The organism is Aquicoccus sp. SU-CL01552 (genome assembly GCF_040365005.1).
Classification (GTDB): Bacteria; Pseudomonadota; Alphaproteobacteria; order Rhodobacterales; family Rhodobacteraceae; genus Antarcticimicrobium.
Genome location: NZ_BAABWV010000003.1, coordinates 1 through 13,616, shown reverse-complemented (window position 1 = coordinate 13,616; position 13,616 = coordinate 1). Strand labels below are relative to the sequence as shown.

The following is a 13,616-nucleotide window of genomic DNA, read 5'->3' as shown; positions in this document are numbered from 1 at the left end:
ATGACCCGACGCACACTGAAAATCTCCAATGAAAAGGGGCTGCATGCCCGCGCTTCGGCCAAGCTGGTCGAGGTCGTCGAAGGCTTTGATGCCCAGGCCGAGGTGATGCGCGACGGTTTGACCGCTTCGGGCGACAGCATCATGGGGCTTTTGATGTTGGCAGCGTCCAAGGGAACGACTATTGACGTCGAGACGTCCGGGCCGGATGCTGAGGCGCTGGCCGCTGCGCTTGAGGCGCTGGTGGCCGACAGGTTCGGCGAAGACTACTGACGCCGCCGCCGGCACGCGCTGCGATGAACGGGAAATATAAATTGGTCGAGACCGCGCACAACAGCAACACGAGGCTTTCTGCCAATCCCGAGCCGACGCCGCAGGGCGAGGTCTATGACCGTCGCACCCTGACCTACGCCAATTCCTTCGACGATCCCTGGACCTCCTTCGCCATCAAGGCGATGGAATGGGCGACCGGCAAGCTGTCGATCCTGCGCATGGTCGACAAGTTCGAGAAGATGAACTCCGACTTTCGCGGGCAGAAGTTCTGGCGCGGGGCGCTCGACGTCATGGGGATCGACCTGCAGACCCCGGTCGAGCAGCTGGCCAACATCCCCGCCGACGGCCCCGTCGTGGTAGTGGCCAACCATCCGCACGGCATGGTCGACGGCATGATCCTCGCCGAGTTGATCGGTCGGGTGCGCCTCGACTACCGCATCCTGACCCGCTCGGTCCTCACCGGGCTGGACGAGGCCGCGACCTCCTTCATGATCCCGGTTCCCTTTCCGCATGATCCCGACGCCCAACGCAAGATGGTCGAGATGCGCGCCAACGCGATGGACGTGCTGGGCCAGGGCGGGGTGGTCGCGCTGTTCCCGTCCGGCGTGGTGATGTCGGCGGATACCTGGATGGGCCCGCCGGTCGAGCGGGAATGGCACGTGTTCACCGCCAAGATGATCCGCAAGTCCGGCGCGCGCGTGGTCCCGATCTATTTCCCGGGCCGCAACTCGCGCGCCTACCAGATCGCCTGCCAGGTCTCGCCGATCCTGCGCCAGGGGCTCCTGCTGCATGAAATCGTGCGCTCCTGCAACAAGCCGCAGGCGCCGGTGGTCGGCGCTCCGTTGACCGACGAACAGATGGCCCGGCTGGCGACCGACCCGCGCGGCTTCATGGCCTGGCTGCGTGAGCATACGCTGTCGCTGGGCTCCTCCTCCTCCTGAACATCGCCGCGCAGAGCGCCCCCGGTCTCTTTCTGGCCTGAAATACTCCGGGTATGTGGCGGCAACTGCAATGACCGCATCTTGTTGGGCGTCTCGGATCCAGGGGCGCTGAATCGCGCGAAGAGGGCGGGGCAACTTGGCCCCCGGCCTCACCATGATCCTATTGTTGCCACATTCCCAACTATTTTATGAACGCTACTCAACCAAGACCACGGTGGAGCGATATCAGATCGCCAAAGCTGCTCCGCGATTCAAAAACGCCAAGAACCCAGCAGGTTAGAGATGCCGTCACATCATCGCGCAAGAGTGTTCCAGGCAGTCATCCTGCTCCTGTTTCTCGGCCTCTCATACCTGTCATTTGTCCTGGTTCACAAGATCGCACAAGGCAGATCGGAGGAAAGCTTCCAGGTCCTGGCAGACCAAATCCTGACCTCGGTTGAACGACGGCTCGAGGAATATGATCGTATACTCGATGGTGTTTCCGGTCTGGTGATGGCCTCGGACGTGGTGACGGCCTCCGACATGGAGGTCTATGCGAAGTCCCTCGATATTCCCGGTGATCTGTCTGTGCTTGATGGGATCGGCCTGGCATCGGCGGGCAGCGTGGGGCCCGGCGCCGGGGCCGGTGGGCCCATATACATCGGCGGGATGAACAAGCGCAGCGCCACATCCTCCAAGCCGGCGGAAGACCAGTTCATCGTGCAATATGTCGAGCCACTGGCAAGCCATGAGCAGTTGCTGGGCTTGGATTTTTCCAGCGATTCCGAACTCCTGTCCCTCGCGAAACGCGCACGCGCGGCGGGGGAAACACTCGCGACCGTGCACTTTCCTGGCCGGTCGCTGCAAGATCGCTTCGCTCAGATCCTGTTGCTCAAGCCAATCTTCAATTCTTCGCAAGACAAGAATGCCTTCTTGGGTTTTGCCTTCGCCGTGTTGAACATTGAAAACGCCTTCAAGAACCTGACGCCGTCGCAAGGCAAGTTACTGACCCTGCATGTGGAGGCCGGCGCGGATACGTTGCGCGACCCTCTCGAAATCACGTCTGCCGTCACCGCCATGACGCCTGATTTTGCGTTTCACCAGTCGATCGAAAAGTTCGGGCAAGCCTTCTCGCTGTCGATGACCAGCACACCCCAGTTCGACGCCATCCAGCCCTTCCGTGCAAGATGGGTTGTCCTGGCATTGGGGCTTTTCATCACCGCTCTGGTGAGCACGATCATGCACGTCTTGATCAGGAAGAATATTGCGATCTCCGCCGACGTCACTCAAAAATCGCGAGACCTGGAAACCCAGGTTCAGGAGAACCGCTGCATCCTTGAGAACGCGATGCTCTCCATCGTGTCAGTGACCAAGACCGGGCAGATCATCCATTGCAACGAGGCCGCGCTGAAACTTCTGGCGCATCTGAATGGTCCCGATAAAATGGATGGCGAAATGATCAGCGACCTGTTGCCGGATTTCGACATGCAAGAGGGGGACGGTTGGTCAAAAGTGGTTATCGCTCCGATGGTGGGGGGCGGTGAGCCTTTGACAATCGAGATTGAAAGGAAAACCTGGTTCACGGCGGACGGTGATGAGCGGATCGCCCTTTTGATGCGTGACATCACGGTGAGTGAGCGTCTCACGCAGGAAATTGCGGAGGCCGAGCAACGGTGGAACCTTGCCCTGATGAGTGCTCATATCGGCGTATTTGATATCTGCCTCGAGACAAGGACTTCGGTTGTTTCCGATGTCTGGCTCAAGACTCTGAAAATACCGGCTCTGCCCGGATGTAAAAATCCTTATCAACAACAGATGGCCAAGATCCATCCGGATGATCTGGTCATTCTGAAAAATGCCGAAGATCGTTGTATCAAGGGTCACACCGAACACGCCACGGCCCGTTTCCGCGTAAACGTGGAAAAGGATGAGTGGCGCTGGATCGAGTCGGACGCCGTCGTGGTCAAGCGTGCCCCGGACGGGACCGCCCTCAGGATGCTCGGGATCCAGACGGATGTGACGGAACGTTTCAAGCTCGATCAGATGAAACGCGAGTTTGTGGCAACGGTCAGCCATGAACTCAGAACGCCGCTGACGTCGATCAAAGGTGCCATCGGGCTTTTGCAAGCCCAGTTGAAAGGGGTCGAGATTTCCGGCGTCGATCGCCTGGTCAATATCGCGGCGTCGAATTCCGACCGGCTTCTCAGCCTTGTGAACGACATTCTGGATCTGGAAAAACTCAACGCCGGCGGAATGAAGCATGATATGGAAGCGGTCAATCTGAACGAGATCATGGCCCTTGCCTCGAAGCAGGTCGAACCCTACGCCGCGCAGTGGAACGTCGAGGTCAAGGTTGTGGAGCCCGAGGCGGACAGGACCATCTGGGCCGACAAGAAACGGATCAATCAGATCATCTCCAACCTGTTGTCAAACGCCTGCAAGTTTTCGAACCCCGACACGACGGTTCGGCTGACCGCCGAAATCATGAACGCCTACGCGAAAATCTCGGTCACCAATGTCGGCCCCGGCATACCGGAAAAGTTCCGCAGCACGATATTCCAACCCTTTTCGCAGGCGGACAATTCCGACACCCGTCAACGGGGCGGCACCGGATTGGGCTTGAGCATTTCGCGCCGCTTGGTCGAAGACATGGGCGGCACCGTCGGTTTCAAGAGCGATCCGGGCAAGGAAACCGTTTTCTGGTTCACCTGCCCATTGGCGGACGATCTGGAGATCGTTCGCGTCGCCTGATGAACCTGGGCGGGGGCGCTCGCCCCTCTCCGTCTTCCGGCCTCAGCGGGTCGGCACCGGCGCCTCGCCGCGATAGTCGTAAAAGCCCCGCTGCGTCTTGCGGCCCAGCCAGCCGGCCTCGACGTATTTCGTGAGCAGGGGGCAGGGGCGGTACTTGGTATCGGCCAGCCCGTCGTGCAGCACGTTCATGATCGCCAGGCAGGTGTCCAGCCCGATGAAATCGGCCAGTTCCAGCGGCCCCATCGGGTGGTTCGCGCCCAGCTTCATCGACTCGTCGATCGACTTCACGTTGCCGACCCCTTCGTACAGGGTATAGACCGCCTCGTTGATCATCGGCATCAGGATGCGGTTGACGATGAAGCCGGGGAAATCCTCGGCGCTGGCGGCGGTCTTGCCCAGCCGTTCCACCACCTCGAGGCAGGCCTTGTAGGTGGGCTGATCGGTGGCGATGCCGCGGATCAGCTCGACCAGTTGCATCACCGGCACCGGGTTCATGAAGTGGAACCCCATGAAGCGTTCCGGGCGGTCGGTGCGGCTGGCCAGCCGGGTGATCGAGATCGACGAGGTGTTCGACGTCAGGATCGTGTCGGCCTTCAGATGCGGCTGCAGATCCTCGAAGATCGCCTGTTTCACGCTCTCACGCTCGGTGGCGGCCTCGATGACCAGGTCGGTTGCGCCGATATCGGACAGCTCCAGCGTCGTGGTGATCCGCCCCACCGCCGCCTTGACCGCCGCGTCGGCGATCTTCCCGCGCGAGGCCTGCCGCGCCAGGTTGCCCTCGATCAGCTCCATTGCCTTGTTCAGCGCGTCCTGGCTGACGTCGGACAGAACGACGTCATACTCTGCCAAGGCCATAACATGGGCGATGCCGTTGCCCATCTGCCCCGCCCCGATCACACCGACTGATTGAATGCTCATCGTCCCGCCTTTCGCCGCGTTTCCGCGCCGACCATACCGGGGCTTTCTGCCGGGGTACAAGGGTCGGCGGACATCTGGATTTTAATCAAATACGCCCGTTAGCCGAATCGCAACGCAAATCCTGCCAGGGTGACCGACAGGACCACAGGACGGAGGGCGGGATGAGCCTGCATATGACCGGCGCCGGCGCGCTCGAGGATCCGATTTGTACCTACCCGGGATCGCGCCTGCCGGTGCGCGCGCCCTGCGCCCGGCTGGAGGGGCGCTATCTCGCCTTTCTCGGCGGCAGCGAGACCTTTGGCCGATTCGTCGCGACCCCCTTTCCGGCACTGCTCGATCGCCGCCTAGGCCAGACCTGCGTCAACCTGGGCAGCATCAACGCCGGGCTCGATGCGGTGCTGGGCGATGCCGGGGCGATGCGAATCGCCGCTGCCGCCGCGCTCACGGTGGTTCAGCTCCCCGATGCGCAGAACCTGACCAACGGCTTTTACCGGGTGCACCCGCGCCGCAACGACCGGTTTCTCGCCGCCTGTGCCCCCCTCACCGAGCTCTACCCGGAGGTCGATTTCACCGAGTTTCATTTCACCCGGCATCTGCTGATCGCGCTGCACCGGCACTGTCCCGGCCGGTTCGCGACGCTGCGTACGGAATTGCAGCGGATCTGGGTCACGCGGATGCACCGGCTGCTGCGGGGCCTGGGCGGGCGGGGGCTGCTGCTCTGGCTGCATGATGGGGATGACAGCCCCCGGTCGGACGCGCCGCTGGGGAGCGAGCCGCTCTTGGTGTCCCGCACCATGGTCGACCGGGTTTTGCGCCAGGCGCGCGGGCTGGTCGAGGTGCCGGTCACCGCCGCCGGACAGTTGGAGGGGGAAACCCGCAAGATGGACTTCGGCCCGCTGCAGCGGCCGACCGCCGAACACATGCTGGGGCCGGCCATGCATGCGCGCATTGCCGACCGGCTGGGGGATGCCATCGCCACCCTGCAATAGGCGCCAAAGAAAAGGCCCGCCAAGCGGCGGGCCTTTCCAATTCGAACGGGCGGGGTCCGGCCCCGATGTGGTTTATCCCAGCTTTTCGGTCAGCTCGGGCACGGCGGCAAAGAGGTCGGCGACCAGGCCGAAGTCGGCAACCTGGAAGATCGGCGCCTCCTCGTCCTTGTTGATCGCGACGATCACCTTGGAGTCCTTCATGCCGGCCAGGTGCTGGATCGCGCCGGAGATGCCGACGGCGATGTAAAGCTCGGGCGCGACCACCTTGCCGGTCTGGCCCACCTGCCAGTCGTTCGGGGCATAGCCCGAATCGACCGCCGCGCGCGAGGCGCCGACAGCGGCGCCCAGCTTGTCGGCCAGCGCCTCGATGATCTTGAAGTCCTCTTCCGAGCCGACACCGCGACCGCCCGAGACGACGATCCCGGCGCTGGTCAGTTCCGGACGATCCGAGGCCGCGACCTTGTCCTCGACCCATTCCGACAGGCCCGAAGCCTCGGCGCCGCCCACGGTCTCGACCGGGGCCGCCGCCTGTTCACCGGCAGCGTCAAAGGTCGAGGTGCGGAAGGTGATGACCTTCTTGGCGTCCTTCGATTTCACCGTCTGGATCGCGTTGCCGGCATAGATCGGGCGCTCGAACGTATCGGCGTCCACCACGCCCGATGCGTCCGAGATCACCATCACGTCCAGCAGCGCCGCGACGCGCGGCATCACGTTCTTGGCGTCGGTGGTGGCAGGCGCCACGATGTGGTCGTAATCGCCGGCCAGCGACACGATCAGCGCCGCGGTTGATTCGGCCAGCCGATGACCCAGCGCGGCATCCTCGGCGACCAGCACCTTGGCGACACCGTCGATCTTGGCGGCCTCCGCCCCGGCCTCGGCGGCCGAGCCGCCGGCGCAGAGCACGGTCACATCGCCCAGGGCCTTGGCCGCGCTCACCGCCTTGGCGGTGGCATCCAGCGCCAGCGCGCCGTCATTCACTTCTCCGAGCAGCAGAACAGCCATTACACCACCCCCTTCTCTTTCAGTTTCGCCACCAGCGTATCCACGTCCGGCACCATCTCGCCGGCCTGGCGCGCCTCGGGTTCGGTGGTCTTCACCACCTCGAGGCGCGGGCTGACGTCGACGCCGTAATCCGCGGCAGTCTTTTCATCCAGCGGCTTCTTCTTCGCCTTCATGATGTTGGGCAGCGAGGCATAGCGCGGCTCGTTCAGGCGCAGGTCCACGGTCACGATGGCGGGCATCTTGACCTTGATGGTCTGCAGGCCGCCGTCCACCTCGCGGGTGACCAGCGCGGAATCGCCCTCGACCTTCAACTCGCTGGCAAAGGTCGCCTGCGACCAGCCCAGCAGCGCCGAGAGCATCTGGCCGGTGGCGTTCATGTCGTTGTCGATCGCCTGCTTGCCGGCCAGCACGAGGCCCGGCTGCTCTTCCTCGACGATCTTGGCCAGGATCTTGGCCACGGCCAGCGGCTCGATGTCCTGGTGGACGTCATCGGCGGCCACGACCAGGATCGCCCGGTCTGCGCCCATCGCCAGCGCCGTGCGCAGCGTTTCCTGCGCCTGCTTGACGCCGATCGACACCGCCACGACCTCCGAGGCCGTCCCGGCCTCTTTCAGGCGGATCGCCTCTTCGACGGCGATCTCGTCGAACGGGTTCATCGACATCTTCACGTTGGCAAGATCGACACCCGTTCCGTCCGCCTTCACGCGAACCTTGACGTTGTAGTCGATCACGCGCTTGACAGGTACCAGTACCTTCATGAGCGTTGGTCTCCTTAGGTTGCTCGGCGCGGGAAACAGGGCGCCTTTTCGTCATCCCGACATGTGTTAGCGGCTGGCGCCGCGGGAAAACAGGGAAAAATCGACCTGTTTGCGCTCTCGGACGCCGCGTTCAGGCGAGGGTGGGAAAAAAACGTGGCGCATCGGCGACGCGTCGTCGTTCAGCGGTTGGCGCCCGGCACCCAGAGCACGTCGTCCAGCCCGCCGTTGTTGGCAACCCGCGCGGCGACGAAGAACCAGTCGCTCAGCCGGTTCAGGAATTTCACCGCCGCCGCGTTCACAGCCTCCTGCGCGGCCAGCTCGACCGCCGCCCGCTCGGCCCGGCGGGCCACCGTGCGACAGACGTGCAACTGCGCCGCCAGCGGCGTGCCGCCCGGCAGGATGAAACTGCGCAGCGGCTCCAGCCCGGCGTTCATCGCGTCGATCTCGATCTCGAGCCGCTCGACCTGCGCCGGCATCATGCGCAGCGGCGGGTATTCGGCCTCGGCGTCCTTTTCCATGTCCGGGCGGCACAGGTCGGCGCCCAGGTCGAACAGGTCGTTCTGGATCCGCGCCAGCGCCTCGTCCATGTCGTCGTCCTCGGCGTCCAGCCGGGCCACCCCGACAAAGGCGTTCAACTCGTCCACCGTGCCATAGGCATCGACGCGACCGGCGTATTTCGGCACCCGCGCGCCGTCGCCCAGAGCGGTATCGCCGGCATCGCCGGTGCGGGTGTAGATCTTGTTCAAAACCACCATGGATCAGCCACCCTGTCGCTTGAGATAGATGTACAAGAGGATCAGCGCCACCGCGACCGCCTGCGCCGCGATCCGCAGCCGCATCAGCTTGTTGCTGTATTTCGCGTTGAAGGCGCCGCCCTTGGCAAAGCCGCCGATACCCAGCGCCAGAACCACCGCCACGGCCACCACCGCCAGCACCACGATCACGAACAGCGGATCACCCATTTTGCCCTCGCTTGGCTTGCATCCCTGCTGACACCTAGCGGCAATCGTCGAAAAAGCGAACCGGATTCTCAGATCCGGGTCACGATCCAGTCGATCGCGCGGGTCGGCAGAACCCGCCGCAGATAGCCGGTCAGATAGGTCGGAACGGTGACGTAATAACGCGCCTTCGGCCGCCGCGCCTCCAGCGCGCGAATCAGCTTTTCGGTGACCGCTTCGGGCGGCAGCTCGAACTTGTCCTTGCCGGTCTCGCGATAGATCCGCGGGATCAGCTGCGCCTCGTACTCGGCCCGCTTGGCCGAGTGTTCCCAGTCGATGTAACGCTCGAAATAGGCGATCCCCTTCTTGCGCAGCGGCGTGGTGATCGGGCCGGGCTCGATCAGCACCACGTCGATGCCGGTGCCGCGCAGCTCGATCCGCAGGGTATCGCTCAGCCCCTCCAGCGCGTGCTTGGTCGCCGCGTAGGCGCCGCGCCAGGGGATCGACACGAGCCCCAGCGACGAGGAACATTGCACGATGCGCCCGTGTCCCTGCGCCCGCATCACCGGGATCACCTGTCGCGTCAGGTCGTGCCAGCCAAAGAAGTTCGCCTCGAAGATCGCCCTGAGCCCGTCGCGCGGCAGGTCCTCCACCGCGCCCGAAAGCTGGTGACCGCCGTTGTTGAACAGTGCGTCCAACCGCCCGTCGGTCGCCTCCAGCACCTGCGCCAACCCGGTCGTGATGCTGTCGGGGTCGGTGTGGTCGATGCGGGGGCTGTCGAACCCCTCGGCCCGCATCCGGTCGCAATCGCGCTGCTGGCGACAGGCGGCGAACACGCGCCAGCCCCGGTCGCGCAGCCCGCGCGCCGCGTTCAGCCCGATGCCCGAGGAGCAGCCGGTGATCAGGATGGTGTTTTTCATGGTCGGGCGGTCTGTCTCGTCATGAAGGTCGGGGTGATGGGTCGGCCCTCTCTATGCGGTCAAATCCACGCTGCCGCAATGGGGCAGCCGCGGCGGCTAGTCCGCCTTCTTGCTGATGAGCGAGGCCGCGACCCAGCCGATCCGCCGCTCCGGCAGCTTGCGCAGCCGCAGCCAGCCGGTGCCCGAGGTGCTCAGAACCTCGACCTCGTCGCCCAGCACCAGCCGCGCGATCACCGGATAGATGGTGCCCGGTCCGTCGCGCATGTTGACCCGCGTGCCGGTCACCTTGCGCAGGTCCGGTTTCGGCTCGGGCGGCGGGGCAGGGGCCGCCACCGGCTCCGGTTCCACCGCCGTCTCGCGCAGCCCGACCGCCCCCTGTTCCAGCGTGGTCAGGGCAAGGCCGCTCCCGGCACCGGAAAACCCGGTCAACTGCACGCCCAGCCCCTGCCGGATCTGCGCCAGCCGGTCGGTGCGGGCCAGTTGCCGGGCCTTCAGCGCCGCGCGCTGGGTCGCGGCCGTGACTTCGGCCGGTGCGCCGTCCCGGGCCTTGCGCGGCGCGATCAGCGGGGCGGTCGGCGCGGTGGCCGCCGGGTCCGGTCGAATCGCGGCCTGCTGCGGCGCGGGCCGCGGCGGGCGTACCCCGCGCGGCTCGAACGCGCCCCCGCCGGACAGTTCATAGAACGTCCAGCCGAGGATCAGAAAGGAAACGATGATCAAACGCGGCAAGGGGCCTCCAGGGCGGAACCGGGTAACGCGACGCCCGGTGGCGAACCCGCCGGACGGAGACCCACCTTAGACGATCTACCGATTCGGTGCAGCGGGAAGCAGGTCTCCGTTTTCCCCGCCGATGCAGGACCGGCCGCGAAACAACCGCGCCGCCCGCGATTGTCGCCGCTTTACGCCCGCCGCCTGCGCGCGTATCACCGCCTCATGAACGACCTGATCGAAGATCCCAAGATGCCGCCGCCGGACGTGCCCGGCGAAACCGCCGAACCGCTGCGCCGCGCCATCGGAGAGCGCTATCTGACCTATGCGCTCTCGACCATCATGCACCGGGCGCTGCCCGACGCGCGCGACGGGCTGAAACCGGTGCACCGGCGCATCCTCTACGCGATGCGCCAGCTGCGGCTGAACGCGACCGGGGGCTTCCGCAAATCCGCCAAGATTTCCGGCGACGTGATGGGCAACTACCACCCGCACGGCGACGCCGCGATCTATGACGCGATGGCGCGGCTGGCGCAGGATTTCAACGTCCGCTTCCCGCTGGTCGACGGCCAGGGCAACTTCGGCAACATCGACGGCGACAACCCCGCCGCCGCCCGTTACACCGAGGCCCGGATGACCATCGTCGCCGAGGCGCTGCTCGACGGGCTGGACGAGGACGCGGTCGATTTCCGCGACAATTACGACGGCACCCTGACCGAACCGGTGGTGCTGCCGGCGACGTTTCCCAACCTGCTGGCCAATGGCGCCAGCGGCATCGCGGTGGGCATGGCCACCAACATCCCGCCGCATAACATCGCCGAGCTGTGTGATGCCTGCCTGCACCTGATCAAGACCCCCGACGCCCGCGACGACACTCTGCTCAACTACGTGCCGGGCCCCGATTTCCCCACCGGCGGCATCATCGTCGAACCGCCCGAGAACATTGCGCGGGCCTATCGCACCGGGCGCGGCTCGTTCCGCCTGCGCGCCAAGTGGGAGCAAGAGGACCTTGGCCGCGGCCAGTGGCAGATCGTCGTCACCGAGATTCCCTACCAGGTTCAGAAATCCAAGCTGATCGAAAAGATCGCCGAGCTGATCCAGACCAAGAAGATCCCGATCCTCGCCGACATCCGCGACGAATCGGCCGACGACATCCGCATGGTGCTGGAGCCGCGCTCGAAGAACGTCGACCCCGAGGTGCTGATGGGCATGCTGTTCCGCAACTCGGATCTCGAGGTGCGGTTCTCGCTCAACATGAACGTGCTGATCGACGGGCTGACGCCCAAGGTCTGCTCGATGAAAGAGGTGCTGCGCGCCTTCCTCGATCACCGCCAAGAGGTGCTGCTGCGCCGCTCGCGTCACCGGCTGGGCAAGATAGACCACCGGCTGGAAGTGCTCGAAGGCTTCATCATCGCCTTCCTGAACCTCGACCGGGTGATCGACATCATCCGCTACGACGACGAACCGAAGGCCGCCCTGATGCGCGAGGACTGGTCCGGGACCCATGTCCGCGCCACCTCGGAAAAGGATTACCTCACTCCCGCCCCGGGCGAGGGCGAGCTGAGCGAGGTCCAGGCCGAGGCGATCCTCAACATGCGCCTGCGCTCGCTGCGGCGGCTCGAAGAGATCGAGCTGATGCGCGAACGCGACGCCCTGATGGAAGAGCGCGCCGGCCTCGAAGACCTGCTCGAGGACGAGGGCCTGCAATGGTCCCGGATCTCCGAACAGCTCAGGGAAACTCGCAAGACCTTCGGCAAGGACTACGCGGGCGGCGCCCGTCGTACCGTCTTTGCCGAGGCCGGCGAGGTCGAGGAGGTGCCGCTCGAGGCGATGATCGACCGCGAGCCGATCACCGTGGTCTGCTCCCAGATGGGCTGGATTCGCGCCATGACCGGCCATATCGACCTGAACCGCGAGCTGAAGTTCCGCGATGGCGACGGCCCCCGATTCGTGTTCCACGCCGAGACCACCGACCGGCTGCTGGTGTTCGGCTCGAACGGGCGGTTCTACACGCTCTCGGCGGCCAACCTGCCCGGCGGGCGGGGGCTGGGCGAACCGCTGCGCCTGATGGTCGACCTTCCCAACGAGGTCGAGATCGTCACGCTTTTCGCCCATACGCCGGGCCAGAAACTGCTGGTCGCCTCCAACGCCGGCAACGGCTTCATCGTCTCCGAGGACGAGGTGCTGGCCCAGACCCGCAGCGGCAAGCAGGTGCTCAACGTCAAGGGCGACGACGAACGCGCCCAGCTGTGCAAGCCGGTGCGCGGCGACCACGTCGCCGTGGTCAGCCTGAACAGCCGTTTCCTGGTCTTCCCCGCCTCCGAGCTGCCCGAGATGACCCGGGGCAAGGGGGTGCGGATCCAGAAATACAACCAGGCCCGCGGCAAGCAGGGCGCGCTGGAACTGGACGGCGGCCTCAGCGACATCACCACCTTCGACTGGGCCGAGGGGCTGCGCTGGCAGATGGGCGGCGGCAAGACCCGGCACGAACCGGACCTGACCGAATGGCTCGGCAAGCGCGCCGGCGTCGGCAAGCGCCCGCCGCACGGCTTCCCGCGCGACAACAAGTTCACCTGAGCCCGCACCTCCTGACATCCCCGCGAAAGCGGGGATCTCCAGCCCCCCTGCCCAAGGCGCCCCCGCGACCCGGCGAAGCGTTTGCGCCCGGACGCCGGGTGGTCTACTCCTTCCCGGACTGACCTGACCCGGAGCCGCCATGATCCGCCTTTCCGCCCTGCTCGCCGGCCTGTTCCTGCTCACCGCCTGCACCGCGCCCTCGCCCGATGACCCGCTCCAGGATCTCGGCGCCTTCTATTTCGGCCACAACATCGTGGTGGCCCCCAAGATGCAAAAGGGGCCGATCTCGCGCGATGCCAGCAAGGAAGAATGGGTCGAGGTTCTGACCAAGGCGATGGGCGACCGGTTCGGCCGTTACGACGGCGACCAGCTCTATCACTTCGGCATCTCGGTCGAAGGCTTCATGCTGGCGCCCCCGGGCGTGCCGCTGCTCTATACCCCGAAATCGGTGCTGATCATCAATGTCACCGTCTGGGACGACGCCGCCGGCAAGAAGCTGAACGACGAGCCCAAACAGATCACCGTGTTCGAAACCACCTCGGGCGGCTCGGCGCTGGTCGGCTCGGGCCATGACCGTACCAAGGAGGAACAGATGCAGGGGCTGGCCCGCAACGCGGCCCACCAGATCGAGGAATGGCTGGTGGAAATGCACGCGGAAAACGGCTGGTTCGCGCCCCGGCCCGACGCCGATCCCGCCGCCGGCCCCACCGCCGCGCCCGCAGGCGGCGCGCCGCTGCCCGAGGCCGGCTGACCGCTGCCGCAACGGCGGAGCATGAGATGCTTGATTTTCCTCGCCGAACCCAATATGTGCCGCGCGCAGAGGAAACCGGGTCGTTGGGACCCCACCAGTTCAAAAGGGCGCCTAGGA

Annotated in this window: 13 protein-coding genes; 6 read left to right on the top strand and 7 right to left on the bottom strand. The window is 65.1% G+C overall.

Annotated features, from left to right (window positions below; genetic code table 11):
- From ABWV23_RS04275 to ABWV23_RS04265, 3 genes are all read left to right on the top strand, one after another.
- Positions 1–270: an HPr family phosphocarrier protein gene (locus ABWV23_RS04275; RefSeq protein WP_353345290.1), complete on the top strand. Its 270-nt coding sequence runs from the start codon at positions 1–3 to the stop codon at positions 268–270.
- Between the two features lie 23 nt (positions 271–293).
- On the top strand, positions 294–1,211 hold the full coding sequence (locus ABWV23_RS04270; RefSeq protein WP_353345288.1) for a lysophospholipid acyltransferase family protein: 918 nt from the start codon (positions 294–296) through the stop codon (positions 1,209–1,211).
- Between the two features lie 306 nt (positions 1,212–1,517).
- Positions 1,518–3,941, top strand: coding sequence for an ATP-binding protein (locus tag ABWV23_RS04265; protein WP_353345286.1), 2,424 nt, complete (start codon positions 1,518–1,520; stop codon positions 3,939–3,941).
- 42 nt (positions 3,942–3,983) lie between these two features.
- Here ABWV23_RS04265 and ABWV23_RS04260 read toward each other — a convergent pair whose 3' ends face one another.
- Positions 3,984–4,859: a 3-hydroxybutyryl-CoA dehydrogenase gene (locus ABWV23_RS04260; RefSeq protein ID WP_353345284.1), complete on the bottom strand. Its 876-nt coding sequence runs from the start codon at positions 4,857–4,859 to the stop codon at positions 3,984–3,986.
- A gap of 161 nt (positions 4,860–5,020) precedes the next feature.
- On the opposite strand from ABWV23_RS04260, the gene ABWV23_RS04255 reads away from it, so the two are divergent.
- Positions 5,021–5,848, top strand: a complete 828-nt coding sequence (locus ABWV23_RS04255; RefSeq protein ID WP_353345282.1) for a DUF6473 family protein — start codon at positions 5,021–5,023, stop codon at positions 5,846–5,848.
- Between the two features lie 72 nt (positions 5,849–5,920).
- On the opposite strand, the gene ABWV23_RS04250 is transcribed toward ABWV23_RS04255, so the two are convergent.
- The 6 genes from ABWV23_RS04250 to ABWV23_RS04225 form a co-directional block, all read right to left on the bottom strand.
- On the bottom strand, positions 5,921–6,850 hold the full coding sequence (locus ABWV23_RS04250; protein WP_353345280.1) for an electron transfer flavoprotein subunit alpha/FixB family protein: 930 nt from the start codon (positions 6,848–6,850) through the stop codon (positions 5,921–5,923).
- Positions 6,850–7,608 carry an electron transfer flavoprotein subunit beta/FixA family protein gene (locus tag ABWV23_RS04245; protein ID WP_353345278.1) on the bottom strand — a complete coding sequence of 253 codons (759 nt, stop codon included), beginning with the start codon at positions 7,606–7,608 and terminating at the stop codon, positions 6,850–6,852. Before ABWV23_RS04245 ends, ABWV23_RS04250 begins: the two co-directional genes overlap by 1 nt.
- 179 nt (positions 7,609–7,787) lie before the next feature.
- Positions 7,788–8,363 (bottom strand): cob(I)yrinic acid a,c-diamide adenosyltransferase, encoded by a 576-nt coding sequence (locus ABWV23_RS04240; RefSeq protein WP_353345276.1) that lies wholly within the window; start codon positions 8,361–8,363, stop codon positions 7,788–7,790.
- Between the two features lie 3 nt (positions 8,364–8,366).
- Positions 8,367–8,570: a twin transmembrane helix small protein gene (locus ABWV23_RS04235; RefSeq protein ID WP_353345274.1), complete on the bottom strand. Its 204-nt coding sequence runs from the start codon at positions 8,568–8,570 to the stop codon at positions 8,367–8,369.
- 68 nt (positions 8,571–8,638) lie between these two features.
- Positions 8,639–9,466 carry an SDR family NAD(P)-dependent oxidoreductase gene (locus ABWV23_RS04230; protein ID WP_353345272.1) on the bottom strand — a complete coding sequence of 276 codons (828 nt, stop codon included), beginning with the start codon at positions 9,464–9,466 and terminating at the stop codon, positions 8,639–8,641.
- Positions 9,467–9,562: 96 nt separating this feature from the next.
- Complete coding sequence (locus tag ABWV23_RS04225) at positions 9,563–10,192, bottom strand: SH3 domain-containing protein (RefSeq protein ID WP_353345270.1); 630 nt, start codon at positions 10,190–10,192, stop codon at positions 9,563–9,565.
- Positions 10,193–10,396: 204 nt separating this feature from the next.
- On the opposite strand from ABWV23_RS04225, the gene ABWV23_RS04220 reads away from it, so the two are divergent.
- Complete coding sequence (locus tag ABWV23_RS04220; RefSeq protein ID WP_353345268.1) at positions 10,397–12,748, top strand: DNA topoisomerase IV subunit A; 2,352 nt, start codon at positions 10,397–10,399, stop codon at positions 12,746–12,748.
- A 139-nt stretch (positions 12,749–12,887) separates the two neighbouring features.
- The gene (locus tag ABWV23_RS04215) at positions 12,888–13,499 is read left to right on the top strand and encodes a hypothetical protein (RefSeq protein ID WP_353345266.1); all 612 of its coding nucleotides are present in this window, start codon (positions 12,888–12,890) and stop codon (positions 13,497–13,499) included.
- The last annotated feature ends 117 nt before the right edge of the window (positions 13,500–13,616 follow it).

Bases quoted from the DNA above. Each gene is read 5' to 3' on its own strand.
- ABWV23_RS04260 (WP_353345284.1), bottom strand. From the start codon at position 4,859: ATGAGCATTCAATCAGTCGGTGTGATCGGGGCGGGGCAGATGGGCAAC.
- ABWV23_RS04250 (WP_353345280.1), bottom strand. From the start codon at position 6,850: ATGGCTGTTCTGCTGCTCGGAGAAGTGAATGACGGCGCGCTGGCGCTG.
- ABWV23_RS04235 (WP_353345274.1), bottom strand. From the start codon at position 8,570: ATGGGTGATCCGCTGTTCGTGATCGTGGTGCTGGCGGTGGTGGCCGTG.
- ABWV23_RS04270 (WP_353345288.1), top strand. From the start codon at position 294: ATGAACGGGAAATATAAATTGGTCGAGACCGCGCACAACAGCAACACG.
- ABWV23_RS04275 (WP_353345290.1), top strand. From the start codon at position 1: ATGACCCGACGCACACTGAAAATCTCCAATGAAAAGGGGCTGCATGCC.
- ABWV23_RS04240 (WP_353345276.1), bottom strand. From the start codon at position 8,363: ATGGTGGTTTTGAACAAGATCTACACCCGCACCGGCGATGCCGGCGAT.
- ABWV23_RS04215 (WP_353345266.1), top strand. From the start codon at position 12,888: ATGATCCGCCTTTCCGCCCTGCTCGCCGGCCTGTTCCTGCTCACCGCC.
- ABWV23_RS04245 (WP_353345278.1), bottom strand. From the start codon at position 7,608: ATGAAGGTACTGGTACCTGTCAAGCGCGTGATCGACTACAACGTCAAG.
- ABWV23_RS04220 (WP_353345268.1), top strand. From the start codon at position 10,397: ATGAACGACCTGATCGAAGATCCCAAGATGCCGCCGCCGGACGTGCCC.
- ABWV23_RS04255 (WP_353345282.1), top strand. From the start codon at position 5,021: ATGAGCCTGCATATGACCGGCGCCGGCGCGCTCGAGGATCCGATTTGT.
- ABWV23_RS04230 (WP_353345272.1), bottom strand. From the start codon at position 9,466: ATGAAAAACACCATCCTGATCACCGGCTGCTCCTCGGGCATCGGGCTG.